Below are 24975 nucleotides of genomic sequence, written 5' to 3'. Positions count from 1 at the left end.
CGCGAGTCGTTACAATGTGCTCATGCATGATGACCTCTCTCTCCTCCTGAATTCCCTGAATGCCGCCCAGCGTGAAGCGGTGGCGGCGCCTCTTGGCCGACAGTTAGTGCTTGCGGGTGCCGGTTCCGGCAAAACCCGGGTGCTGGTGCACCGCATCGCCTGGTTGATCCAGGTCGAGCATGCGTCGCCCCACTCGCTCCTGGCGGTGACCTTTACCAACAAGGCCGCTGCCGAAATGCGCCACCGGATCGAGCAGCTCCTGAACATGAATCCGCAAGGCATGTGGGTCGGCACGTTCCACGGGCTTGCCCATCGTCTGCTCAGAGCTCATTGGCAGGAAGCCAAGTTGTCCCAGAACTTTCAGATTCTGGACAGCGACGATCAGCAGCGCCTGGTCAAGCGGGTCATTCGGGATCTGGGGCTGGATGAGCAGCGCTGGCCGGCACGGCAGGCGCAGTGGTTCATCAACGGCCAGAAAGACGAAGGCCTACGTCCACAGCATATCCAGGCCAGTGGCGATCTGTTCCTGGCCACCATGCGCAGCATCTACGAAGCGTATGAAGCGGCATGTGCTCGCGCCGGCGTTATCGACTTTTCCGAGCTGCTGCTCCGCGCCTTGGAGCTGTGGCGCGATAATCCAGACCTGCTTGCCCATTACCAGCGCCGTTTCCGCCATGTGCTGGTAGATGAATTCCAGGATACCAATGCCGTGCAGTACGCATGGCTCAAGCTGCTCGCCCAGGGCGGCGAAAGCCTGATGGTAGTAGGTGATGACGACCAGTCCATCTACGGTTGGCGTGGCGCGCGTATCGAGAATATCCAGCAGTTCAACCAGGACTTCTCTGCCGCCATCATTCGTCTGGAGCAGAATTATCGCTCCACCAGCACGATTTTGCAGGCAGCCAATGGCCTGATCGCCAATAACAGCGATCGGCTCGGCAAAGAGCTGTGGACGGATACGGGTGAAGGCGAAGCCATTACCCTGTACGCCGGCTTCAATGAGCACGATGAAGCCCGCTATATCGTCGAAACTATCGAAAGCGAATCGAAGAAGGGTCTCTCGCTAAGCGAAATGGCCATTCTGTATCGCTCCAACGCCCAGTCACGGGTATTGGAAGAAGCGTTGCTAAGGGAAAAGATTCCCTATCGCATCTATGGCGGCCAACGCTTCTTTGAACGCGCCGAAATCAAGAATGCGATGGCGTATCTACGCTTGATCTGTCATCGCCATGACGATGCAGCGCTGGAGCGTGTCATCAATGTCCCGCCCCGCGGCATTGGTGAAAAGACGGTCGAGATCCTGCGTAACACTGCACGCACAAACGGCTACTCCATGTGGCAAGCACTGCATGATGCGGTCGGCACCAAGTCGGTATCCGGTCGGGCGGCATCCAGTCTGAATGCCTTTGTCGAGTTGATCGATGAACTGGGGCTCAGGTCTGAAGATGTCCCGCTGCATACGCTGACTCAGATCGTGATCGAGCAGACAGGGCTTGTGGCCTATCACAAGGCTGAAAAGGGCGAGAAAGGTCAGGCCCGGGTCGAAAACCTTGAGGAATTGATCAGCGCCGCGAAGTCCTTTGATTTCAGTGGTGACGATGATCGTTCTCCCTTGGCTAACTTCCTTGACCATGCGGCCTTGGAATCTGGGGATAATCAGGCAGACAGCCATGAAGACTGTGTACAGCTCATGACGCTGCACAGTGCGAAGGGTCTGGAGTTTCCGCTGGTCTTCCTGGCTGGTATGGAAGAAGGCCTGTTCCCTCACAAGATGAGCCTGGAAGAGTCCGGCCGCTTGGAGGAGGAACGCCGCTTGGCCTATGTGGGAATTACCCGGGCCATGAAACGTCTGGTGATGACCTATGCGGAAACGCGCCGGCTTCATGGAACCGAGACCTATAACAAGCTCTCGCGCTTTATCCGCGAAGTGCCACCAAACCTGATTCAGGAAGTCCGCCTGTCCAATTCGGTCAAGCAGCCGTTTGGCGTAGGTCGACCTAATCCGTTTGCAGGTGCCGCCATTCCAGACACGACGTTTACATTGGGCCAACGAGTCAATCACGCCTTGTTTGGCGAAGGGGTCATTCTGAATTACGAGGGCTCCGGTCCACATGCACGTGTTCAGGTGAATTTCGACGCCGAAGGCAGCAAGTGGTTAATGGTGAGTTACGCCAAGCTGGAGCCGGTTTAACGTATACTCCAGGGCGGCCAAGGTCGCCCTGCCTGTTTGAAGAAGGACATTGCGTGGCGTCTTCCTGCCTCTTCTGGGCATTGCTGTCAGCCGTTTTCGCGGCGCTCACAGCCATTTTTGGCAAAATTGGCGTTGCCCAGGTCAATTCGGACTTTGCTACCTTGTTGCGGACTGGAGTAGTGTTCCTGTCGCTTGTGCTGATTGTTTATGCGACCCGCCAGTATCAGCCCTTAAGCTCGATCTCGCCAAAGAGCTATCTCTTTCTTGTGTTATCTGGATTGGCTACCGGCGCCTCCTGGATCTGTTATTTCCGAGCCTTGAAGATGGGTAACGCCTCGCTGGTAGCGCCAGTAGACAAGCTGAGCGTAGTGCTCGTGGCCCTATTCGGTGTGCTGCTGCTAGGCGAAAAGCTGACGCTGCGCCAATGGTGCGGCATTGGCGCAATAGGTTTTGGCGTGGTGCTGTTGGCGCTGAAACCCTAGGGTTGAAGGCGCAAGGAAAGGCTTGTCAAACGGTGGGAGATTGCCGAAGCATGCAAGACAAGCCTATTCCCTGCATAGAGGTGCTCAGGCGCCCTACCCACCGAGCCCCGCCACGACTGCTTCTGTCAGGCATTTACAGGCCGGTATCCTTGTAAAGCGATAGCTACCATCCCTTGCATCACAACACTCCACTCCCGTAGCCCAAGATGCAAATGGTTTGGACAGCATACCGTCTCAAGGTAGTAATGAAATGATAGCGCTCAGCCATCAATTTCAGATCTGTGCTTTTAGCCACAGCCGATGTTTAGAAAACACCCTAATTGAGTACGCGCTAACGCTTTTTTGGAGCTGACCAGTGGTTTGAAATATTGCGCATAAAGCAACAGTCCAACAGCAAACGATAAGCCTTGAGTAAACCATGCAAAAAGCCGAAACAATTAGCGCTAGCCCTTACGCAATGTCCGGCGCAAGATGGACATCAACGTAGTTCACGATAAGAGATCTTACGATGCAACGCATAATGAGTTTTTTCATGATCATCTGCCTGGGCCTGACCCTGAGCCTTGATGCCAATGCCAAGCGCATGGGTGGAGGCAAGTCGGCTGGTGCAGCTCCCATTCACCAGACACGCCAGGCGGCACCGCCTCAACAGCAACCGGGCGCAGCGGCAGCCGCACCGGGTCGTCAGGCGCCAGCCGCTAGCGGTGCTTCTCGCTGGCTGGGTCCGTTAGCCGGTCTTGCCGCTGGTGGCTTATTGGCTTCCATGTTCATGGGCGACGGTTTCGAAGGCTTCCAGTTCTTCGACTTCCTGATCATGGCCCTGATAGCGTTTGTTCTGTTCAAGCTATTCACGCGCCGCCGTCAGCAGCAACAACAGCATCAGCCCGCTCCGGCAGGCCACGCACCGATGTACCGTGAAGCGCCTGTACAGCAGCCTGGCGGATTCGGTCAGGGTGGTGCCGCGCCAGTCATGAATGCGCCTGCCTGGTTTGATGCAGAGCGTTTCGTTGCAGCTGGCCGTGAGCACTTCATGTCTCTGCAGCAGCACTGGGATGCCAACGAGATGGACAAGATCGCCGAGTTCGTGACGCCTCAGATGCTCCAGTGGCTGAAAGATGAGCGTGCCAGCTTGGGTGAAGGCTTCCAGTCCACCTACATCGAGAACTTGCAGGCTGAACTGGATGGCGTGGAAGAGCTGGAAGGCAAGACCATCGCTACCATCACGTTCTCTGGCTTGTCGAAAGAGTCTCGCTTCGACCAGGGTCAGAATTTCAGCGAAAGCTGGCGTATGGAGCGCCTGGCAGGTAGCAACCAGCCCTGGCTGCTGGCCGGTATCCGTCAGAACGCTTGATCGCTCTGTGTTTCAGAAAAGCCCGGCCATGCCGGGCTTTTTCATTTCTACCGTTTGTCGCGCTGTTCATACAGGTAGCACTTTCTCGATGGCACCTTTTCCATCTTTTATATTCTTGACTAGGGTATAACACGCACCCCTGCATTAGAGGATGTATTGATGGAAGACGTGATTGAAAGGCTGCGCGAAGAGAACGAACCTGTTCCGGTACCGCTCGAGCTGCCCGATGAGGACCTGTTGGTCGAAATCGAAGAAGAACTGTTGATCAGCCTTCCGCCCGAGTTTCGCGAGTTTCTTCTCACCGTCAGCGATGTGGTATACGGCAAGCTCGAGCCCGTAACGGTGACCGATCCGCAGTCCCATACCTACCTCCCAGAAGTGGCCGCTACAGCCTGGTCGGAAGGTCTACCTCGCGATCTGATACCCATTTGTGAGGACGGTGACGGCTACTACGCCGTAAGTCAGGAAGGCGAGGTTCTGCTCTGGACGGATGGTGAGCTGGACGATGACACCTGGGATTCCGTCTGGATCTGGGCACGAGATGTCTGGCTGGAAAGCTGATCATTGATCAGCTCTATAGCGTTAGCCTGCCGTTATTGGCAGGCTTTACGAGACGCTTGTAGCGGATTGCACGAGAATGGCAGGCCAGACGCTGAACGTAAGCGGCTGCGCAAGGTCTGGATATAGCTATCTTTTCCGCTAGAAGGTAATCCCTGGATGAGCACTCCTGTCGTTCTGATCACTGGTGCCGCTGGCGGGCTCGGTCGAGCACTGGCCCAGCGTTTTTCACAGAGTCACTGGCGCGTTGCAGCGGCAGATCTGGACAAGGATGGCCTGCATGATCTCAATGGCAATGTTCCCCTGGATTCGAGCGTCGTAGCTGATCTACGGACGGCCGAAGGCTGTCGTAACCTCATTAGCAAGGTGATGGCGCGTACCGGCCGCCTCGATGCTTTGATCAATGCGGCAGGTGTCTGGCGCGAAGGCCCTGTCGAGACGTTCAGCGAAGAGGATTATGACCTCGTCATGTCGGTCAACCTCAAGTCGACCTTCTTCATGTGCTCCGCTGCCATCCCGTTTCTCAAGGAAACCCGCGGAACGATCATCAATATTTCGAGCGGTGCGGGTCGCCAACCTGTCTCGGGTGCTGCCGCCTATGGCGCTGCTAAAGCCGCTATTCGTTTCTTCAGCCAGAACCTCGCCATTGAGCTGGCCAAGGACGGTGTGCGGGTCAATGCTGTCTCCCCAGGCGATATCGATACGCCCATGCTGGATTTTCAGGCGGCCCATTATGGCCAGGGCGATCCTACCGGCTACCGGCGCAACTTGCTCAATCGGTATCCGCAAGGTGATCAGGCCCGCTTTATCCAGCCTGAAGAAGTCGCTGAACTGGTGTACTTCCTATGCCAGCCGCAGGCCTCTGCTATCTCGGGGGCAGACATGCCTATCGATAGGGGGTTGTCGGCGGGTCGCTCATAAGACGGATATAGCTAACGCACGAATCCTATGGCAAATCGCCATAACATTGCATACTGACGCCGCCGGAATTACCGGTGATTTGAGGATATGACGAGGCCTATATGGAAGCCGGTAATCACCAGCTCAGTATGACCATTCTGATGACGCCCGATTTGGCGAACTTCTCTGGCAAGGTGCATGGTGGCGCCTTGCTTAAACACCTGGATGAAGTGGCCTATGCCTGCGCCAGCCGTTATGCAGGCCGTTATGTGGTAACACTGTCGGTCGATCAGGTGATCTTTCGCGAACCGGTCAACGTAGGTGAATTGGTTACGTTTTTGGCATCGGTGAACTACACCGGAACGACGTCTATGGAGGTCGGTGTAAAGGTCATTACGGAAAACATTCAACAGCGCTCGGTACGCCATACCAACAGCTGCTTCTTCACAATGGTTGCATTGGGTGATGACGGCAAGCCCTGCCCCGTTCCTCAACTGGAACCCAAGACGTTCGACGAGAAACGCCGCTGCATACAGGCACAGCAACGCCGGCAAATTCGCCGAGAGTTGCAAGAGCGGTATCAGGCGATCAAGGAAGACGTACTTCCTTCATCCGGCTGATCAGGGCCTAAACAAAAACGCCGCGATTATCCGCGGCGTTTTTATTGGAGCCTGTCGGCCGTTAGCGGCGTTGCAGCTTGAAGATAAATACCTTGGTAGCCTTGCGCGGTACGATTTGTCCACCTGATACACGAGGAGCAAAGCGCCAGCTGCTCAACGCATCGAGCACGGAGCGCTCGAACATTTTGTTGGACGACTCCAGTACTTCCACATCAGTAATACGGCCATCTGCGGTTACGGTAAATAACACTTTGACCTCCCCGCTTAATCCGCGACGACGCAGCACATCAGGATATTTGGGCTGATCCATCTTCAAAGGACGGATATCGCTGTCGTCGATGCTCCCAGTAGGGAGGCCTGCAGGACCTGCAGAAGCGGCGGTCTTGGCGCCAGGCGTGGCCACGGGTGCCTGAACAGGTGCGCTTGGTGCAGCCGCAGGCGTAGGAGCACTTGCTGCCGGTGCAGCAGGCGCAGGGGCTGGCTCAGGCTCTGCTTTGGGCTCAGGCTTCTTTTTGACCGGTAGCGGTTTTTGCTGGGTGTGCTCAACCGGCTTGGGTTTCGGCTTTGGCTTGGGCTTTTCGACTACCGGTTTGGGTGGTTCGACGGGCTTGGGCGGTTCAACCGGCTTAGGAGGCTCCGGCTTAGGCGGTTCGGGCTCTGGTGGGGCCGGAGGTGTAGGCGCTGCTGCCGGAGGCTCTGGGGCAGGCTCCTTTTTGGGCAGCTGGATAAAGCTGACCTTTAGCTCGCTTGGGCTATCACCCTTGCTGATTTTGAGTTCGGGCGGAGTCTGTACGACAAAAAACAATGCAGCCGCCAGCGCCGCGTGCATAACAAAGGAAGTCCCCGAGGCCAGCCACCAACGACGAGGAGGCGTTGTTTCGGTTGTCGGCTCGGCATTGCCGACGTTCTCCTCCAGCGGAGGCACCTCATCGCTTCGTGAATACCCTTGCAGCGAAATGATCTCTGCGCCTGGATCCGTACGACTGGCATTTACACCAGCAACAGGCTCAACCTCACTGCGCACGACATACAGACGTACTCCTTCAGCCGATTCAGCAGGGTGCTCAGGCTGCAGCGAAGGGTCTTGCTCAGGCGATTTTGATCTCGCCGGCAACGTCAACGACATAGGAATGATCCACAAAGGCGGTCAGATTTAATAATCATTATCATTAAGATAACGAATTTATCAACTTTTAGCGACAACAGGATTCCTATTGCATGTAATTCATCAAATCTGACTCTAGGGCGGCTGCATCTACGACCGTTTCGAAGATCAATTCGACCCGGCTATCCTTGCGCCACTCACTGATCCGCCATTCACCCTGTCCACTGGCTTGATTGAAGCTCCACCACTGCCCATCTGCATGCAGAATGGCTTTTGCCCTGAGCAGTGCAGGTAATGCGCCCAGCCATGTCTGAACTGCTTGGCGGTTAAATTGGCTGCTATGGTGAAACCGCCACCCTATGGCGAAGCGCCCTTCAGCCTCATGAATTTGCCTTAAGGGCTGTCCAGGTAACAGCAGCGAAGGTAATGGTCCCCGCTGACCAGGGGGAGGCACTGGGAGTGAATCGAGAGCACGTTGGCCAGCTACACAAGCGCTTCCGGGCAAAAGGTTAAAAGGCAGCCTTCCCTGCAGGGTCCATTGCCACTGGATGTCGGGCAAGGAGGCTAGAAGCGCCTGTCGGCTTCTGTCATTCAACAACTCAGACTTGTTGAGTACCAACAGCCCAACCCCGGGTAACGCCTCACGTTGAGCATCAGGTAGCCGTTCCCCGGTCGCCAGGCGGTGAGCATCAACCACCATGACTGCCGGCTGAATCGCCAGTACGCCCTGCCAGGTACCTTTGGCGAGCTGCTTGAGCAATGTAGCCGGATGCCCCAGCCCTGACGGCTCAATGAAAAGGCGCTGGGGCTGAGCCCTGCGCAACAACTGCACCAGGGCTACCTGCAATGGCGCACCGTTGACGCAGCACAGGCATCCTCCCGGCAATTCAGTCAATGAGATACCGGCATCCGTGGTATGCAACAACGCAGCATCAAGCCCTATCTGACCGAACTCGTTAACCAGTACTGCCCACCGCTCGTGTTGAGGACGCTGCGTCAGCAAATGCCGGATGAGGCTGGTCTTGCCTGCCCCCAAAGGTCCTGTTATCACGTGGGTAGGTATATGCTTGAGCATGTTTATGTCTCGATTCGGTCAGTGGTAGAGTCGCCGATTTAAGCCGGTTACCTCTATGTATCGCCTATTTGCCTGCCTAGCCTTCCTCGCTCCGCTCTATGTGCAGGCCGAAGCGTGCCTGGTCCACAGCAAGGGTAAAGGCGTCGATGTGAAAGTCTGCCAGCAGAATCGCTCGATTCCAGCGAATCTATTTCATGATGGATTTTGTAAGCCTCAACTGGCAGAGCAGAACGTTGAGGTTACCTTTGTTGAACAATGCCCTACCGGCGGATTCGGTATCTGCCAGAACGCCCAGGTACAAGGCATGCCGTACAGACAGGACATCCATTATTACGGTATTGCTACGGATGCACGCTTTTTGAAGCCGTTCTGTGAACAGCAGAGCCAGGGCACGTGGTTGGACACATCCAAGCGGACTGAATGATGACAGGCTCTGATGCCTCTATGGATCATCCTACTGATGGCAAAGGCTACTGGCACAAGGCAAATAGGTTATAAGATAACAACCTAATCTGTTTGATGGTTTTCTATCTTATGAAAAGACCACCAGCCTGGTCTCTACTACTTGCCCCTTCCTTGCTGTGCTCATCTTTTGCATTTGCCGATGGCTTACCTGTGAATTGTATGAGTACGGTGCAAATAGTCAGCTGCGAAGACCTTGCAGGCAGTCACTATCATGTATCGGTTGTGGATAAACATATTTTTATCCAAGGATACGATGCTGCAACCCAGCGCACCTGGACGCAAACCCAGGCACACTATGGTCGAATCAGTTTCTTGATGGGTTACGCCTCGGATGGCGAGATCTGGTCCGGCTTTACACGGGCCATTGGTTGGACTTCACGTGGACGCGTCTCCAGCTCGTCTGCAGGTCGACAAACACTTTTATGCGGCCGTATTGGTGGCTGCACGTCCAACCCATAAAAAAAGCCCCGTTTAACGGGGCTTTGCTGAATACATTATTCAACCGTTACCGACTTGGCTAGATTGCGAGGCTGATCTACATCAGTCCCTTTCAATATAGCGACGTGATAAGACAGCAATTGCAGCGGTATGGTATAGAGGATTGGCGCCAGCACATCATGAATGCTGGGCATCCCGATCAGGTGGGTGCCTTCCCCGTTGGTAAGACCAGCTTCTGCATCCGCGAAGACAACCAGCTGACCGCCTCGAGCGCGTACCTCCTGAAGGTTGGATTTCAGCTTTTCCAACAACTCATTATTAGGCGCTACCGTAACTACAGGCATATCGGTGTCCACCAGCGCTAGCGGGCCGTGCTTGAGCTCACCCGCCGGATAAGCCTCGGCATGAATATAGGAAATTTCCTTGAGCTTGAGCGCGCCTTCCATGGCCACCGGATACTGAGCACCTCGGCCGAGGAACAAGGTATGGTGCTTCTCTGCAAATAGCTCGGAAATCTTCTCTACACGCTTATCCATGGCAAGCGCTTCATCAAGACGCGCGGGTAAACGGCGAAGCTCTTCCACCAATTCAGCCTCAACGCCAGCCTCAAGACGGTTCTGAACACGGCCCAACGACAGCGTAAGCAGCAGCAGTGCAACCAGCTGAGTCGTGAACGCCTTGGTAGAAGCAACCCCGATCTCAGGACCCGCCTGTGTCAGCAAGGTCAGGTCCGACTCACGTACCAGCGAGCTGGTCGCGACGTTACAAATTGCAAGACTGCCCAAATAGCCCAGCGGCTTGGCATTTCTAAGCGCAGCCAAGGTATCCGCTGTCTCCCCTGATTGGGAGATGGTCACAAACAGCGTGTCAGCCTGTACCGCTACGCGCCGATAGCGGAACTCACTTGCCACCTCTACCTGGCAAGGGATACCCGTAAGACCTTCCAGCCAATAGCGCGCCACCATACCGGCATGAAAACTTGTGCCGCAGGCAACGATCTGAATATTCCTAACACGCCCAAACAGGTCTGTTGCCTGAGGACCGAATGCCTCGGTCACCACATGATCAAGACCCAACCGCCCTTCCAGGGTGCGTTGAACCACAGCAGGCTGCTCATGAATCTCTTTGAGCATGAAGTGGCGGAACGAACCTTTGTCAGCGGCTTCGGCCCCTTCGGTAAACTGAACAACTTCACGTGTTACCGGTTCACCGTCCACCGACCACAGCGAGACGCCATTCAGACGAATCTCTGCAATGTCGCCTTCTTCCAAGTAGATAAAGCGATCCGTTACCTGCCGGAGCGCCAGTTGGTCCGACGCCAGGTAGTTTTCCCCAATCCCCAGACCGATCACCAAGGGGCTGCCGCTTCTGGCAGCGACCAGACGATCAGGCTGGTCGATATTCATGACCGCTACACCGTAGGCACCATGCAGCTCTTTCACCGCTGCCTTCAGCGCATGCGTGATATCACCGGTTTCCTTCAGCTTGTGATGCAGAAGATGAACGATGACTTCGGTATCGGTCTGGGAGGTAAAGACATAACCGAGCTCCTTTAACCACTCGCGCAGAGGTTCATGGTTTTCAATGATCCCATTGTGGACCACTGCAATCTGACCATGAGAGAAATGAGGATGAGCATTTGCTTCAGTTGGCGCACCATGTGTGGCCCAGCGGGTATGGGCAATACCGAGGCGACCTGTCAGGCCTTCACTGTTAAGCGCGCTAGCCAGCTCGCTGACCTTGCCGGGGCGACGAATGCGCTCAAGGGTCTGCTGCGCCGTCAGTACGGCAAGACCTGCGCTGTCATACCCTCGGTATTCAAGGCGCTTGAGCCCTTCAACGAGGATAGCGGTGATATTACGCTCAGCAATGGCGCCTACGATGCCACACATGGAAAACTCCTAAACAAGCGATGCATATGAATGCTTCGTTCAAATTTTAAAGAGTGGCTGTGGATATTTGATGGAGATCATTTATCCACAGCCACACAAATGACAGTAATGCCCCGTTGTTCCAGTTGGTGTCTGGCTTCATCAGGGAAACGCCCATCAGTCACAAGCGTGTGAATGTTCGACCAGGGCAGTTCCAGGTTGGGAATACGTCGACCAACCTTGTCCCCTTCTGCCATAACGATGACTTCTCGGGCCACTTCAGCCATTACACGCGACAAGCCCAATAATTCATTGAACGTTGTCGTGCCCCGTTCAAGATCCAATCCATCAGCACCAATGAATAGCTGATCGAAGTCGTAAGAGCGCAAGACCTGCTCAGCCACTTGCCCTTGAAAGGATTCCGAATGAGGGTCCCAGGTCCCGCCAGTCATTAACAAAACCGGCTCATGCTCAAGTTCACGCAAGGCATTGGCGATATGAAGCGAGTTGGTCATCACAACCAGACCTGCTTTGTTTTCCAATTCGGGAATAAGCGCAGCGGTCGTGCTGCCACTATCAATAATGACCCGGGCATGTTCGCGGATACGTGAAGAGGCAGCCCGCGCAATGGCCTGCTTATACGGTGATGGCGCTTGAGCAAGATCGCTCAGAAGCTCATGGGGGATCGAAACGGCGCCACCGTATCGGCGTAGTAAGAGACCATTCTTTTCGAGCGCAGCCAAATCTTTTCGAATCGTAACTTCTGAGGTGGCAAACAGTTTGGTCAACTCATCAACTGTCACCTCACCCTGTTCATTCAAACGGGCAAGGATGTCATGGCGACGTTGTGGAGTGTTGCGCTTGGCCATAAGTTTCGATTCGAAATTTATATACTTCGAATCAAAACCCTTAACGGAAAAAAAGTCAACCCAGAATGAAAAAGGCTGTGAGTATTTCACAGCCTTTTGGGTTACTTCTTCTTGATAGGACGTTGCCAATCAGGCTTGTTAACCTGTCTTGCCCTACCCAGTGCCAGCGTCTGTGCAGGCACGTTTTCCGTAATGGTAGAACCTGCAGCCGTGGTTGCTCCATCGCCTAACGTGACTGGTGCTACCAACGAACTGTTGGAGCCAATGAAGACGTCATCGCCAATCTCGGTTCTATACTTGTTGGCACCATCATAGTTGCAGGTAATGGTGCCGGCGCCTACGTTACAGTTCTTTCCTAGGACAGCATCACCCAGATAAGACAGATGCCCCGCCTTGCTGCCTTCATTAAGATGAGCGTTTTTCAACTCGACGAAATTGCCCACATGAACCCTGGCTTCCAGAACAGAACCGGGACGTAGCCGAGCAAAGGGACCTACATCGGCACCCTCACCCACTACTGCGCCATCCAGATGACTGTTGGCCTTGATAACTGCCCCGCGTTTCAACGTGCTGTTGTGGATAACACAGTTGGGCCCAATTTCGACGTTGTCTTCGATAACCACCGTGCCACTCAGAATAACATTGATATCAATAGTGACATCACGGCCAGTCTGGACCTGCCCACGCAGATCAAAGCGTGTCGGATCCAGTAGTGTTACACCTTGCGTCATGAGCGCTTGCGCAGCGCGCCATTGATAGTGTCGCTCAAGATCAGCCAACTGCTTTCTGTCATTGGCTCCCTGAACCTCCATGGCATCGTCTGGCTGAGCCGTTGCAACGCGCAAGCCATCGGATACGGCCATTGCGATGACATCCGTCAGGTAATACTCCCCTTGTGCATTGCTGTTGGAAAGTCTACCGAGCCACTCTCCCAATCGCTCGCCCGGAACGGCCAGAATACCGGTATTACCTTCGCGGATTGCCTTTTGCGTTGCATCGGCATCCTTATGCTCAACAATTGCATACACCTCACCGCGGTTATCCCGAAGGATACGTCCATAACCCGTGGGATCTGCCAGTTCTACAGTCAACAATGCCAGCTGCTGAGCGCTAACCTGCTCTAGCAGACGCTCAAGCGTAGACGTCTCAATCAGCGGAACATCGCCATATAGGATCAGTACCCGCTCCGCCGACAGATGGGGAAGCGCCTGGGCGACAGCATGGCCTGTACCCAACTGCTCCTGCTGGACGACGAAGTTGAGGTCATCTGCTGCCAGACGCTGTTTGACGGTTTCGGCACCATGGCCGATCACCACATGGATCTTTTGCGGAGTCAGTTCGCGGGCGCGATCGATCACGTGTCCCAGCATGGCCTTCCCGGCAATCGGATGAAGAACCTTGGGCAGAGCGGAGCGCATACGGGTGCCTTGCCCCGCAGCAAGAATGACAATTTCAAGGGACATGTTTACGCCTCGATAGGGCCGTTAAGCCGTTAGACACGGATAAAGAGTCTCAGAAGAGAAACGGGCTCAGCAAGTGATCACGGCCAGAAATGAAAAGGGGTAGCCGAAGCTACCCCTTTCATATACCCGAAGCGTATTGCTTCAGCGCTTGGCCTTGTTGCGTAGCTGCTGAATGGTACGCAGCTGAGCTGCGGCTTCAGCCAACTGTGCAGAGGCAGCGCTGTAATCGAAGTTCGAGCCTTTCTCGCTCAGCGTCTTCTCAGCCAGCTTCATGGCTTCCTGAGCAGCCGCTTCATCAAGATCGCTCGCCCGGCTGGCAATATCTGCCAACACTTCGACGACATTCGGCTGGACTTCGAGGAAACCACCAGAGATATAAAACACCTCTTCCTCGCCGCCCTGCTTGATCAGGCGAATCGGGCCAGGCATGAGATCAGTCAACAGCGGAGCATGGCCGGGAGAAATACCCAGATCCCCCAGGTTACCGTGGGCGATCACCATCTCCACCGCTCCGGAGAAGATGGCTCCTTCCGCGCTGACGATATCGCATTGGACTGTCTTGGCCATATGCATGCCTCGTAAGGCGCCCGTTTCCGGGCGCACGGATTACAGTTTCTTCGCTTTTTCGATAGCTTCGTCGATGCTGCCAACCATGTAGAATGCCTGCTCAGGCAAATGGTCGTAGTCACCTTTCAGAATGCCGCCGAAACCAGCAATGGTGTCCTTGAGCGAAACGTATTTACCTGGCGCACCGGTAAATACTTCTGCAACGAAGAACGGCTGGGACAGGAAGCGCTGGATCTTACGAGCACGGGATACCAACTGCTTGTCCGCTTCGGACAGTTCGTCCATACCCAGAATCGCAATGATGTCCTTCAGCTCCTTGTAGCGCTGCAGAACATACTGAACGCCGCGAGCAACGTCATAGTGCTCCTGACCGATCACCAGCGGATCAAGCTGGCGAGAAGTAGAGTCCAGCGGATCCACAGCTGGGTAGATACCCAGGGAAGCGATGTCACGTGACAGTACGACGGTTGCGTCCAGGTGAGCGAACGTGGTCGCAGGGGACGGGTCAGTCAAGTCATCCGCAGGTACGTATACAGCCTGGATGGATGTAATCGAACCGGTTCTGGTGGAGGTAATACGCTCCTGAAGAACGCCCATCTCCTCAGCCAGCGTCGGCTGATAACCTACTGCGGAAGGCATACGGCCCAGCAGAGCGGATACTTCCGTACCGGCCAGGGTGTAACGATAGATGTTGTCGATGAACAACAGCACGTCACGTCCTTCGTCACGGAACTTTTCGGCCATGGTCAGGCCAGTCAGGGCCACGCGCAGACGGTTGCCCGGCGGCTCGTTCATCTGACCGTAAACCAGGGCTACCTTGTCCAGAACGTTGGAATCCTTCATCTCGTGGTAGAAGTCGTTACCCTCACGAGTACGCTCACCCACGCCTGCGAACACGGAATAACCGCTGTGCTCGATGGCGATGTTACGGATCAGTTCCATCATGTTAACGGTCTTGCCTACACCGGCACCACCGAACAGACCAACCTTACCACCCTTCGCGAACGGGCAAACCAGGTCAATAACCTTGATGCCTGTCTCCAGCAGCTCGTTGCTACCGGACTGATCAGCGTAGGACGGTGCCTTGCGGTGGATTTCCCAACGCTCTTCTTCACCGATGGGGCCCGCCTCGTCGATCGGGTTACCCAGAACGTCCATGATACGGCCCAGCGTCTTCACGCCTACCGGTACCTTGATCGCTTCACCAGTGTTGTTAACGTCCAGACCACGCTTCAGACCCTCGGTAGAGCCCATCGCGATGGAACGAACAATGCCGTCGCCCAGCTGCTGCTGAACTTCCAGCGTAGTTTCCACGCCCTGCACTTTCAGAGCGTCATAAACTTTCGGTACGGAATCGCGTGGGAATTCCACGTCGATTACGGCGCCGATGATTTGTACGATACGTCCGCTACTCATTTCGCGTTCCTCGAAGAATTAGAACCAGTCCGTCAAACCGCAGCGGCGCCGCCGACGATTTCCGAAATTTCCTGCGTAATCGCTGCCTGGCGTGCCTTGTTGTAGATCAGCTGCAGTTCGCTGATGATCTCGCCCGCGTTATCCGTAGCGTTCTTCATCGCGATCATCCGCGCCGCTTGTTCACAAGCGCTGTTTTCTACAACTGCCTGATACACCTGGGATTCCACGTAACGCACCAAGAGGCCGTCCAGCAACGTCTTGGCATCTGGTTCGTAGAGGTAGTCCCAATGCTTTTGCAGGCTGGTGTTCTGCTCAGCCACCAACGGAACCAGCTGCTCGATTGTCGGCTTCTGGACCATGGTGTTGACGAACTTGTTGGACACTACGTACAGGCGATCAATACGGCCATTCAGGTAAGCGTCGAGCATGACCTTGATACTACCGATCAGGTCGTTGATCGAAGGCTCTTCACCCAAATGGCTGATGGCTGCGACTACATTACCGCCGTAGCTGCGGAAGAAGGACGCACCCTTGCTGCCAATCACACCGAGATCGACTTCAGCATTGCGATCGCGTTGCTCTGCCATGTCGCGAATCAGCGTCTTGAACAGGTTGATGTTCAAGCCGCCCGCCAGACCACGGTCGGAGCTGACCACGATATAGCCCACGCGCTTTACCGGACGCTCCACCATAAACGGATGGCGATATTCCGGGTTCGCATTGGCCAAGTGGCCGATCACAGCACGAATACGCTCAGCGTAAGGCTTGCTGGCAGCCATGCGCGTCTGAGCTTTGCGCATCTTGCTGACAGCTACCTTTTCCATGGCGCTGGTGATCTTCTGTGTGCTTTTGATGCTCGCGATTTTGCCGCGAATCTCTTTTGCGCCTGCCATGTAACACCTATCGGGTTAGCAAGCGGGAGCGCTTGACGCTCCCGCCTGGGCTTACCAGGTTTGAGTGGCCTTGAACTTCTCGAGACCGGCCTTGATGCCAGAATCGATTTCGTCGTTGAAGTCGCCCTTCTCGTTGATCTTGGCCATCAGTGCGGCGTGATCACGGTTGAAGTACGAAATCAGGGCCTGCTCGAAGCTGCCAATCTTGTCCAGCGGGATATCCGACAGGAAGCCACGCTCGGCGGCGTACAGCGACAGAGCCATCTCGGCGATGGACATCGGTGCATACTGCTTCTGCTTCATCAGCTCGGTAACACGCTGACCATGCTCAAGCTGCTTACGTGTTGCTTCGTCCAGGTCAGAAGCAAACTGGGCAAATGCTGCCAGTTCACGGTACTGAGCCAGTGCGGTACGGATACCACCGGACAGCTTCTTGATAATCTTGGTCTGAGCGGCACCACCCACACGAGATACGGAGATACCCGCGTTAACCGCAGGACGAATACCCGAGTTGAACAGACTGGTTTCCAGGAAGATCTGGCCGTCGGTAATCGAAATTACGTTGGTCGGAACGAACGCGGAAACGTCACCTGCCTGAGTCTCGATCAGCGGCAGAGCAGTCAAGGAACCTGTCTTACCGGTAACGGCGCCCTTGGTGAACTGTTCTACATACTCCTCGGATACGCGAGAAGCACGCTCCAGCAAACGGCTGTGTAGATAGAACACGTCGCCTGGGTACGCTTCACGGCCCGGCGGACGACGCAGCAGCAGGGAAATCTGGCGGTAAGCCACAGCCTGCTTGGACAGATCGTCATAAACGATCAGTGCATCTTCACCGCGGTCACGGAAGTATTCACCCATGGTGCAGCCGGCATAGGGAGCCAGGAACTGCAGGGCTGCGGACTCAGAGGCACTGGCAGCTACCACGATGGTGTTCTGCAGTGCGCCGTGCTCTTCCAGCTTGCGTACGACGTTGGCAATGGTCGACTGCTTCTGACCGATAGCAACATAGACGCAACGAATGCCACTGTTGCGCTGGTTGATGATCGCATCCACCGCCATGGCAGTTTTACCTACCTGACGGTCACCGATGATCAGCTCACGCTGGCCACGGCCAACGGGGATCATGGCGTCAACAGCCTTGTAACCAGTCTGTACAGGCTGGTCTACCGACTTACGCCAGATTACGCCCGGAGCGACTTTTTCAACCGCGTCGGTTTCTTTGGCGTTGATCGGGCCTTTGCCATCGATCGGATTACCCAGGGCATCAACAACGCGACCCAGAAGCTCCGGACCAACCGGTACTTCAAGGATACGGCCGGTGCACTTGGCACTCATGCCTTCAGCCAGGCCCAGGTAATTACCCAGAACCACGGCACCTACGGAGTCCTGCTCCAGGTTCAGTGCCATGCCGTAGACGCCGCCCGGGAACTCAATCATTTCCCCGTACATAACGTCGGCCAGACCAAAGATGCGCACGATACCGTCAGAAACACTGACGATAGTACCTTCGTTGCGCGGTTGCGAAGAGACATCGAGTTTCTCGATGCGGCTCTTGATGATTTCACTAATTTCGGAAGGATTGAGTTGCTGCATGCTACTGCCCCTTCAAACTCAAGGTTTCAACGCTTCGGCCAGTTGCGCGAGCTTGCCGCGAACGGAGCCATCGATTACCAAGTCGCCGGCGCGAATTACCACACCACCGATCAGGCTTGCATCCTCGGATGCATGAAGTCGCACATCGCGACCGAGCCTTGCGCTGAGAGCCTTGGCGAGTTTGTCTTGCTGTTCGTCGCTCAAAGCGAAAGCACTGGTGACTTCCGCCTCGATGGATCTTTCCTGCTCGGCCTTGAACTCTTCGTAGAGTTCAGCAATGGTCGGCATCAGGTCGATCCGGTTGTTTTCTGCCACGGTCCGAACAAAGTTCTGGGCCTGCACATCCAGCTGATCGCCGCACACGTCAATGAGCAGCTTGGCCTTGGCGTCCGCGGTCAACTGCGGTTGCTGAAGCAGCTGGCGCACGGTCCCATCCAGAGTTACCGCGGCGAGCAGTCTCAGCTCCTCGGACCATTTGGCCAGATTCTGCTGAGACTGTGCGAACTCGAAAGCTGCCTTGGCATATGGCCGGGCCAGCGTGTTCAGTTCTGCCATGATGGCCTCGCTTAGATTTCCGCAGCCAGTCGGTCGACCAACTGTGCGTGGGCTTGGGGATCAATCGTTTTGCCCAGGATCTTCTCTGCACCAGCGACAGCCAGAAGGCCAACCTGTGCACGCAGAGCTTCCTTGGCGCTATTGATTTCCCGGTCGATTTCAGCCTGAGCCTGCTCTTTCAGACGATCGCCTTCAGCACGGGCCTTGACCTGCGCTTCTTCGATGATCTGAGTAGCACGCTTGTTAGCTTGCTCGATGATTTCAGCTGCCTGACCTTTCGCTTCGCTCAGTTTCTGGGTGGCTTGTTCCTGAGCCAATTCCAGGTCACGAGCCGCGCGGTTGGCAGCGTCCAGGCCGTCAGCAATCTTCTTTTCACGCTCACGCAAAGCCGCGATGACCGGAGGCCACACGAACTTCATGCAGAACAGCACGAAGATAAAGAAGGCAACGGACTGGCCAATCAGGGTTGCATTAATGTTCACGCCAACACCTCGCTCGTTCGTTGTCTGTCAATCATACGAATCATCGATTCGGATGATTAACCAGCGATCTGACCAACGAAGGGGTTAGCGAAGGTGAAGAACAGGGCGATACCAACACCGATCATGGTTACGGCGTCGAGCAGACCCGCTACGATGAACATTTTCACCTGCAGCATCGGAACAAGTTCCGGCTGACGGGCAGCGCCTTCCAGGAACTTGCCGCCCAACAGGCCGAAGCCAATGGCAGTACCCAGTGCGCCTAGACCAATCAGCAGTGCTACGGCGATAGCGGTCAGTCCAACTACAGTTTCCATTTTTCCTCCCGACTTTTAAGTCGTCTTGGTTAAGGTTGAAGCAAAAAATTGTTATTCCCCATTGCCCTCGCGGGCATCCTCCCCTTTCGGAGAGGATCATCAAGTGCTCTAGCTCTTAATGACTTTCTTCATGCGCCATCGACATATAGACGATGGTCAGCATCATGAAGATGAAGGCCTGCAAGGTAATGATCAGGATGTGGAAGACCGCCCACGCCCACTGCAGGACAATACCTAGACCACCCAGCGCCAGACCGTTGGCGAACATCATGGCGATCAGGATAAAGATCAGCTCACCGGCATACATGTTGCCGAAGAGTCGCAAGGCCAAGGAAACGGGACGCGCCACCAGCGTTACGAACTCGAGCAGGAAGTTGATCGGAATCAGGATGATCTGAACCAGCATGTTCTTGCTATGGAACGGATGCAGAGTCAGCTCGCCCAGGAAACCACCAATTCCTTTTACCTTGATGCTATAGAAGATCAACAGGGCAAATACGGACAAGGCCATACCAATAGTGGCATTCGGGTCGGTAGTCGGAACCACACGGAAATATGTGTGCTCACCACCTATCAGGCCAGCCAGGGACGGCAACCAGTCAACCGGCACCAAGTCCATGAGGTTCATCAGGAAGATCCAGACGAAAATCGTCAGTGCCAGAGGCGCGATCAGCGGATTACGGCCATGGAAGGTGTCACGGACACTGCTGTCGACGAACTCGATAATGACTTCGACGAAATTTTGCAATTTACCGGGCTGGCCACTGGTGGCCTTGACCGCTACGGCACGGAAAATGCAAATAAAAATCAGGCCTAGAACGACCGACCAACCCAGAGTATCCAGGTGGAAGGCCCAAAAGCCCATTTCTTTCGCTTCTTGAGGGGTGTGGGCGAAACTCCAACCATTTGCCGGATGCAGACCATAGGTCAGATTCTGCAAGTGGTGCTGGATGTAACCCGAAGCGGATTCTGCTGCCATGTTTGCCTCGAACGCTTTAAGGTCTAGAAGATCGTTTGACAAGTAGGGGAGCGCATCCATTGACAAAAAGCGTCAATAGATAGACACCAAACAACGCCAGTGGCATGAGTGGCTTTATCCCCGCAAACGCCACTGTAAAAAGCAGTGCCGTCAAAATTAGTTTTCCTGCCTCTCCCGCATAGAATGATCGAACTATGTCGCGAGCAGCTCGGGCGCCCGAATAACGGAACGCTTTATAAGAGAAATATGTATTAGGCAACCAGGCGATTAAACCACCCATCAAACCAGAATAAGCAGCGACCCTACCAACGAAGCAAAACAAAAATAACGCTGCACATATCGTGACGGCCAGTTGGACGAGCAGCAGGTTAAATGCTGGCTGACGGTGAAAAGGCAGGCGTTTGGGCGTGCGATCAACCATCGCGCTCGAAGTCCTCTGGCGTCGGCTTATTATTTAAGCCTTGGCATACTTTGTGCCGACGTAAAGCGCGCAGAGTATAGGAGTCTGCACGCGCCCATTCAAGCCATGCGGTAGTCTTTACGACTATTCGCTACCATTAGAATATTAGCGAATGTGAGCAAGAACGCCCTGCAGCTCATCAAGTGAGCTGTAACGAATCACCAGCTGCCCCTTTCCCTTCTGCCCATGGCGGATCTGTACGGGAGCCCCCAGACGCTCAGCCAGCCGTTGCTCCAGGCGCATAATATCAGGATCAGCCTTCTCTGGAGGCTCAACCGCTTCTTTCTTATTCAACCACTGCCTTACTAAGGCTTCTGTCTGACGCACGGTCAATCCACGTGCGACAACATGACGCGCCCCCTCGGCCTGTTTTGAGGCTGGCAAGCCCAACAATGCCCTGGCATGGCCCATTTCCAGATCGCCATGCGCCAGCATGGTCTTGATCTCTTCTGGCAACGCTATCAGTCGAAGCAGGTTAGCCACACTGACGCGTGATTTGCCCACTGCATCGGCCACCTGCTGCTGCGTCAGCTGAAATTCCTGCTGCAGCCGCTGAAGGGCCATGGCCTCTTCTATCGGACTTAGGTTTTCACGCTGGATATTCTCGATTAGCGCCATCGCAATGGCGGCTTCGTCAGGAATATTTCTGACTAGTGCTGGGATACGCTCAAGCCCTGCCTGCTGGCTGGCACGCCAGCGACGCTCCCCGGCAATGATCTCATAGCGATTGTCAGCAATGGGGCGTACCACGATCGGCTGCATCAAGCCTTGGGCGCGAATCGACCTGGCAAGCTCTTCGAGCGCGACCGGGTCCATGTCACGCCGTGGTTGGTACTTGCCGCGCTGGACAATGTCCAACGGCAGATGCTGCAACTCACGCTGGTCGGCCTTGACTGCTTCTTCCTGCAGTACGCTAGCCGTAGCCCCGCTCAGCAGCGCATCCAGACCGCGGCCCAGTCCCCTTTTCTTGACAGCCATGTGTATTCCTTAAGCGATTGCTTTTGCAGCCTTGCGCTGCCGACGAGCCAGTTCGTTTGCCAAGGCCAGGTAGGCTGCAGCCCCTGTTGATGCCTTGTCGTAAGTCAACGCGGGCATACCATGACTGGGTGCCTCGGCAAGACGCACGTTACGCGGAATAACCGTATCGTACAGCGTATCGCCAAAATGCGCCTTGAGCTGGGCCGCTACGTCGTTCGCCAGATTGATACGCGGGTCATACATCGTGCGCAGCACACCTTCGATCTTCAGGCCTGGATTCAGAGCCTGTCCGATGCGCTGGATGCTACCGATCAGGTCAGTCAGCCCTTCAAGTGCGAAATATTCGCACTGCATGGGAATGATGACCCCATCTGAAGCGACAAGCCCATTGATGGTCAGCATCGATAATGACGGTGGGCAGTCAATCAGTACGTAATCGTAATTTTCCCGAATGGGCGCCAGCGCTTCACGCAAGCGGCTCTCGCGCTTGCTCATGTCCAGAAGCTCAATTTCGGCAGCCGTCACATCACGGTTTGACGGTAGCAACTGGTAACCACCATGCTCGGAAAACTGCATGGCTTCGATGAGATCACACTGTCCGATCAGCACATCCAGAACCGAATGTTCCAGATTGTGCTTATCCACACCGCTTCCCATGGTCGCGTTGCCTTGTGGATCGAGATCGATCAACAGTACCCGACGTCGGGTAGCAACGAGCGAAGCAGCCAGATTGATGCAGGTCGTAGTTTTCCCCACCCCGCCTTTCTGGTTGGCTATCGCAAAAACCTTGGCCATGAGCCGCTTTACCCCTCTTCAACAATGCGGCGCAGTATCAATAGATGCCGCTGCCCTTGGCAACCTGGAACCTGCAAGGCGTGTTCTGCTTCAACCTTAAAATCCGTTGGCAACGCTGCAAGCTCATCCACAGGATGCAATCCTTTCATGGCGAGCCATTGTGTCAATGAATCGCCCAGATGTCGTGTCCAGTTTGTGAAATCAGCGAGCGAGCTGAACGCTCGCGACACAATCCCGGTGAAACGATAGTCAGGCTTAAATTCTTCTACACGACTGTGGATAACCTGAAGGTTATCCAAGCCGAGCTCAATTTTTGCCTGTGTGAGAAAGCGTGTTTTCTTACCGTTGCTGTCCAGAACGGTAAAAGCGCTATCCGGGAACAGGATGGCTAGCGGGACTCCCGGCATACCACCACCACTGCCCACATCGAGCCATCGACCAGCCCTGATATGGGGGACAACGCTCAAACTATCAAGCAGGTGACGTGAAACCATTTCATCTGGATCACGGACTGCCGTCAGGTTATAGGCTTTATTCCACTTTTGCAGCAAGCCCATGTAGGCCAGCAATTTTTCAACCTGTTCATCAGACAGCTCGACACCTAGAGACTTAGCTCCTGAGCGAAGCTCCTCGCTGTAACGAATCATTCCTTCCAACATCAAGCCATCTGCTCCAACTGGCGTCCGGCCGAACGCTTTTTCAGGTGAATCATCAACAGGGAAATGGCTGCAGGCGTTACACCGGGAATCCGCGAAGCCTGCCCAAGTGTTTCCGGGCGGCCCTGGCTCAGCTTGTGCTGAATTTCCTTCGACAAACCGGATATGGCGGTGTAATCCAGATCCGCCGGTAGACGAATGCTTTCACTGCTGCGCAGCCGCTCGATTTCGTCCTGCTGACGCTCGATGTAACCTGCGTATTTGGTCTTGATCTCTACCTGCTCGGCAACCTGCGCGTCTTCGATGACACCGCCGGTTACCTCCATCAAGCCGACATAGTCGATTTCCGGACGGCTCAGAAGACTTTGCAGATTGTACTCATGGGTCAGCGGTGTACCAAAGCGCTCAGCAATGGCATCACCTTGTACAGTCCCTGGACGCACCCATGTACTCTTCAAGCGCTGCTCTTCAAGGGTAATGCGCTCACGCTTCAGGCAGAACGCCTCCCAACGAGCATCGTCTACCAAACCGAGCTGCCGACCTTGTTCGGTCAGTCGCAGATCCGCATTGTCTTCACGCAGAATCAGTCGATATTCCGCACGGGAGGTAAACATCCGATACGGTTCCTGCGTACCCAGCGTGATCAAATCATCGACCAATACACCCAGGTAAGCTTCGTCACGACGTGGACACCAGCTGTCCTTGCCCTGTGCACGCAAGGCTGCGTTGGCACCTGCCAGTAGCCCCTGGGCGCCAGCTTCCTCGTATCCTGTCGTTCCGTTGATCTGACCTGCAAAGAAGAGTCCACCAATGACCTTGGTTTCCAGGCTGTATTTCAGATCACGCGGGTCGAAAAAGTCATATTCGATGGCATAACCGGGACGCAGGATGTGGGCATTTTCCATACCCCGCATCGACCGCACCAACTCCAGCTGAACATCGAAGGGCAAGGATGTGGAAATCCCGTTGGGATACAACTCGTGAGTTGTCAGTCCTTCAGGCTCCAGGAAAACCTGATGGCTGTCCTTGTCCGCGAAACGGTGGATCTTGTCTTCGATCGATGGACAGTAGCGTGGGCCGATCCCTTCGATAACGCCTGAATACATCGGCGAGCGATCAAGATTGTTGCGGATGATGTCATGGGTCCGACTGTTGGTATGAGTTATCCAACAGCTAACCTGCTGAGGATGCTCATCCACTGATCCCATGAATGACATTACGGGCAGAGGTTTATCCCCAGGCTGCTCCGTCATGACAGAGAAATCCACTGTACGACCGTCAATGCGTGGAGGTGTACCGGTTTTCAACCGTGATACACGCAGTGGCTGCTCACGAAGCCGTGTGGACAAGGCATTGGCAGGTGGATCTCCTGCCCGGCCGCCTGAGTAATTCTGCAGGCCTATGTGGATAAGCCCACTCAGAAAGGTGCCTGTGGTCAACACAACGTTATCCCCAAGGAAACGCAGTCCCATCTGGGTAACGACGCCTCTGACCTGATCCTGTTCAACAATCAAGTCGTCACAGGCCTGCTGAAATATCCACAGGCTGGGCTGATTTTCCAGCATATAGCGGATTGCAGCCTTGTAGAGGACGCGATCGGCTTGAGCGCGCGTTGCACGCACCGCAGGGCCTTTACGGCTATTGAGTATCCGGAACTGGATGCCTGCTTTGTCAGTAGCCGAAGCCATAGCACCGCCCAAGGCATCGATCTCCTTGACTAGATGGCTCTTGCCGATACCACCAATAGCCGGGTTGCAGCTCATCTGCCCCAATGTTTCAACATTGTGGGTCAGCAATAAAGTTTTGACACCCATGCGTGCAGCAGCAAGTGCAGCTTCGGTGCCGGCATGGCCGCCGCCGACCACTATGACGTCAAAACGGGAAGGGAAATCCACC

General features: G+C 55.0%; 26 protein-coding genes. 8 read left to right on the top strand and 18 right to left on the bottom strand.

Annotated features, from left to right (window positions below; genetic code table 11):
* The first annotated feature begins 22 nt into the window (after window positions 1–22).
* The 6 genes from uvrD to B3729_RS05700 all read left to right on the top strand — a co-directional run bounded on the left by uvrD (window position 23) and on the right by B3729_RS05700 (window position 6102).
* A complete protein-coding gene (gene uvrD / locus B3729_RS05725) occupies window positions 23–2191 on the top strand; it encodes a DNA helicase II (protein ID WP_286787365.1) in 2169 nt (722 codons plus the stop codon).
* A gap of 53 nt (window positions 2192–2244) precedes the next feature.
* On the top strand, window positions 2245–2673 hold the full coding sequence (locus B3729_RS05720; RefSeq protein WP_286787345.1) for an EamA family transporter: 429 nt from the start codon (window positions 2245–2247) through the stop codon (window positions 2671–2673).
* A gap of 508 nt (window positions 2674–3181) precedes the next feature.
* Window positions 3182–4024, top strand: a complete 843-nt coding sequence (locus B3729_RS05715; protein WP_286787344.1) for a Tim44 domain-containing protein — start codon at window positions 3182–3184, stop codon at window positions 4022–4024.
* A gap of 159 nt (window positions 4025–4183) precedes the next feature.
* On the top strand, window positions 4184–4585 hold the full coding sequence (locus B3729_RS05710; protein WP_010796318.1) for an SMI1/KNR4 family protein: 402 nt from the start codon (window positions 4184–4186) through the stop codon (window positions 4583–4585).
* Window positions 4586–4741: 156 nt separating this feature from the next.
* A complete protein-coding gene (locus B3729_RS05705; protein WP_010796319.1) occupies window positions 4742–5503 on the top strand; it encodes an SDR family NAD(P)-dependent oxidoreductase in 762 nt (253 codons plus the stop codon).
* Window positions 5504–5604: 101 nt separating this feature from the next.
* Window positions 5605–6102 carry an acyl-CoA thioesterase gene (locus B3729_RS05700; protein WP_010796320.1) on the top strand — a complete coding sequence of 166 codons (498 nt, stop codon included), beginning with the start codon at window positions 5605–5607 and terminating at the stop codon, window positions 6100–6102.
* A gap of 61 nt (window positions 6103–6163) precedes the next feature.
* Here B3729_RS05700 and B3729_RS05695 read toward each other — a convergent pair whose 3' ends face one another.
* Window positions 6164–7228 (bottom strand): energy transducer TonB, encoded by a 1065-nt coding sequence (locus tag B3729_RS05695; RefSeq protein WP_286787343.1) that lies wholly within the window; start codon window positions 7226–7228, stop codon window positions 6164–6166.
* 85 nt (window positions 7229–7313) lie between these two features.
* Window positions 7314–8282: a CobW family GTP-binding protein gene (locus tag B3729_RS05690; RefSeq protein ID WP_286787342.1), complete on the bottom strand. Its 969-nt coding sequence runs from the start codon at window positions 8280–8282 to the stop codon at window positions 7314–7316.
* Between the two features lie 55 nt (window positions 8283–8337).
* Between B3729_RS05690 and B3729_RS05685 the strand changes: the two genes are divergently transcribed.
* Window positions 8338–8706: an NADH:ubiquinone oxidoreductase gene (locus B3729_RS05685; protein WP_286787341.1), complete on the top strand. Its 369-nt coding sequence runs from the start codon at window positions 8338–8340 to the stop codon at window positions 8704–8706.
* 200 nt (window positions 8707–8906) lie between these two features.
* Window positions 8907–9206, top strand: a complete 300-nt coding sequence (locus B3729_RS05680; protein WP_286787340.1) for a glutamine synthetase — start codon at window positions 8907–8909, stop codon at window positions 9204–9206.
* A 35-nt stretch (window positions 9207–9241) separates the two neighbouring features.
* On the opposite strand, the gene glmS is transcribed toward B3729_RS05680, so the two are convergent.
* The 16 genes from glmS to mnmG all read right to left on the bottom strand — a co-directional run bounded on the left by glmS (window position 9242) and on the right by mnmG (window position 24974).
* A complete protein-coding gene (glmS, locus tag B3729_RS05675) occupies window positions 9242–11077 on the bottom strand; it encodes a glutamine--fructose-6-phosphate transaminase (isomerizing) (protein WP_286787339.1) in 1836 nt (611 codons plus the stop codon).
* Between the two features lie 77 nt (window positions 11078–11154).
* Window positions 11155–11925: a DeoR/GlpR family DNA-binding transcription regulator gene (locus tag B3729_RS05670; protein WP_010796325.1), complete on the bottom strand. Its 771-nt coding sequence runs from the start codon at window positions 11923–11925 to the stop codon at window positions 11155–11157.
* Window positions 11926–12026: 101 nt separating this feature from the next.
* Entirely contained in the window at window positions 12027–13388 is a 1362-nt protein-coding gene (gene glmU / locus B3729_RS05665; protein WP_286787338.1) for a bifunctional UDP-N-acetylglucosamine diphosphorylase/glucosamine-1-phosphate N-acetyltransferase GlmU, read from the bottom strand.
* A 141-nt stretch (window positions 13389–13529) separates the two neighbouring features.
* Complete coding sequence (locus tag B3729_RS05660) at window positions 13530–13955, bottom strand: F0F1 ATP synthase subunit epsilon (protein ID WP_010796327.1); 426 nt, start codon at window positions 13953–13955, stop codon at window positions 13530–13532.
* Window positions 13956–13994: 39 nt separating this feature from the next.
* Window positions 13995–15371 carry a F0F1 ATP synthase subunit beta gene (gene atpD, locus B3729_RS05655; protein WP_010796328.1) on the bottom strand — a complete coding sequence of 459 codons (1377 nt, stop codon included), beginning with the start codon at window positions 15369–15371 and terminating at the stop codon, window positions 13995–13997.
* 32 nt (window positions 15372–15403) lie between these two features.
* Window positions 15404–16264, bottom strand: coding sequence for a F0F1 ATP synthase subunit gamma (gene atpG / locus B3729_RS05650; RefSeq protein WP_010796329.1), 861 nt, complete (start codon window positions 16262–16264; stop codon window positions 15404–15406).
* Between the two features lie 51 nt (window positions 16265–16315).
* The gene (atpA, locus tag B3729_RS05645) at window positions 16316–17860 is read right to left on the bottom strand and encodes a F0F1 ATP synthase subunit alpha (RefSeq protein ID WP_010796330.1); all 1545 of its coding nucleotides are present in this window, start codon (window positions 17858–17860) and stop codon (window positions 16316–16318) included.
* A gap of 18 nt (window positions 17861–17878) precedes the next feature.
* Entirely contained in the window at window positions 17879–18415 is a 537-nt protein-coding gene (locus B3729_RS05640; protein WP_010796331.1) for a F0F1 ATP synthase subunit delta, read from the bottom strand.
* Window positions 18416–18426: 11 nt separating this feature from the next.
* Window positions 18427–18897, bottom strand: a complete 471-nt coding sequence (locus B3729_RS05635) for a F0F1 ATP synthase subunit B (protein WP_010796332.1) — start codon at window positions 18895–18897, stop codon at window positions 18427–18429.
* 56 nt (window positions 18898–18953) lie between these two features.
* Window positions 18954–19211: a F0F1 ATP synthase subunit C gene (atpE, locus tag B3729_RS05630; RefSeq protein ID WP_010796333.1), complete on the bottom strand. Its 258-nt coding sequence runs from the start codon at window positions 19209–19211 to the stop codon at window positions 18954–18956.
* Window positions 19212–19326: 115 nt separating this feature from the next.
* Entirely contained in the window at window positions 19327–20190 is an 864-nt protein-coding gene (gene atpB / locus B3729_RS05625) for a F0F1 ATP synthase subunit A (protein ID WP_010796334.1), read from the bottom strand.
* A 16-nt stretch (window positions 20191–20206) separates the two neighbouring features.
* Window positions 20207–20611 carry a F0F1 ATP synthase subunit I gene (locus B3729_RS05620; RefSeq protein WP_010796335.1) on the bottom strand — a complete coding sequence of 135 codons (405 nt, stop codon included), beginning with the start codon at window positions 20609–20611 and terminating at the stop codon, window positions 20207–20209.
* Window positions 20612–20755: 144 nt separating this feature from the next.
* A complete protein-coding gene (locus tag B3729_RS05615; protein ID WP_286787337.1) occupies window positions 20756–21628 on the bottom strand; it encodes a ParB/RepB/Spo0J family partition protein in 873 nt (290 codons plus the stop codon).
* 9 nt (window positions 21629–21637) lie between these two features.
* On the bottom strand, window positions 21638–22423 hold the full coding sequence (locus B3729_RS05610) for a ParA family protein (RefSeq protein ID WP_010796337.1): 786 nt from the start codon (window positions 22421–22423) through the stop codon (window positions 21638–21640).
* A gap of 8 nt (window positions 22424–22431) precedes the next feature.
* Window positions 22432–23082, bottom strand: coding sequence for a 16S rRNA (guanine(527)-N(7))-methyltransferase RsmG (gene rsmG / locus B3729_RS05605; protein WP_409438596.1), 651 nt, complete (start codon window positions 23080–23082; stop codon window positions 22432–22434).
* The gene (mnmG, locus tag B3729_RS05600; protein ID WP_286787336.1) at window positions 23082–24974 is read right to left on the bottom strand and encodes a tRNA uridine-5-carboxymethylaminomethyl(34) synthesis enzyme MnmG; all 1893 of its coding nucleotides are present in this window, start codon (window positions 24972–24974) and stop codon (window positions 23082–23084) included. The genes rsmG and mnmG overlap by 1 nt, the downstream gene beginning before the upstream one ends.
* Between the last annotated feature and the right edge of the window lies 1 nt (window position 24975).

This window comes from Pseudomonas sp. UBA3149 (assembly GCF_002364655.1).
Classification (GTDB): Bacteria; Pseudomonadota; Gammaproteobacteria; order Pseudomonadales; family Pseudomonadaceae; genus Chryseomonas; species Chryseomonas luteola.
This window is presented reverse-complemented; position numbering and strand designations above follow the sequence as displayed.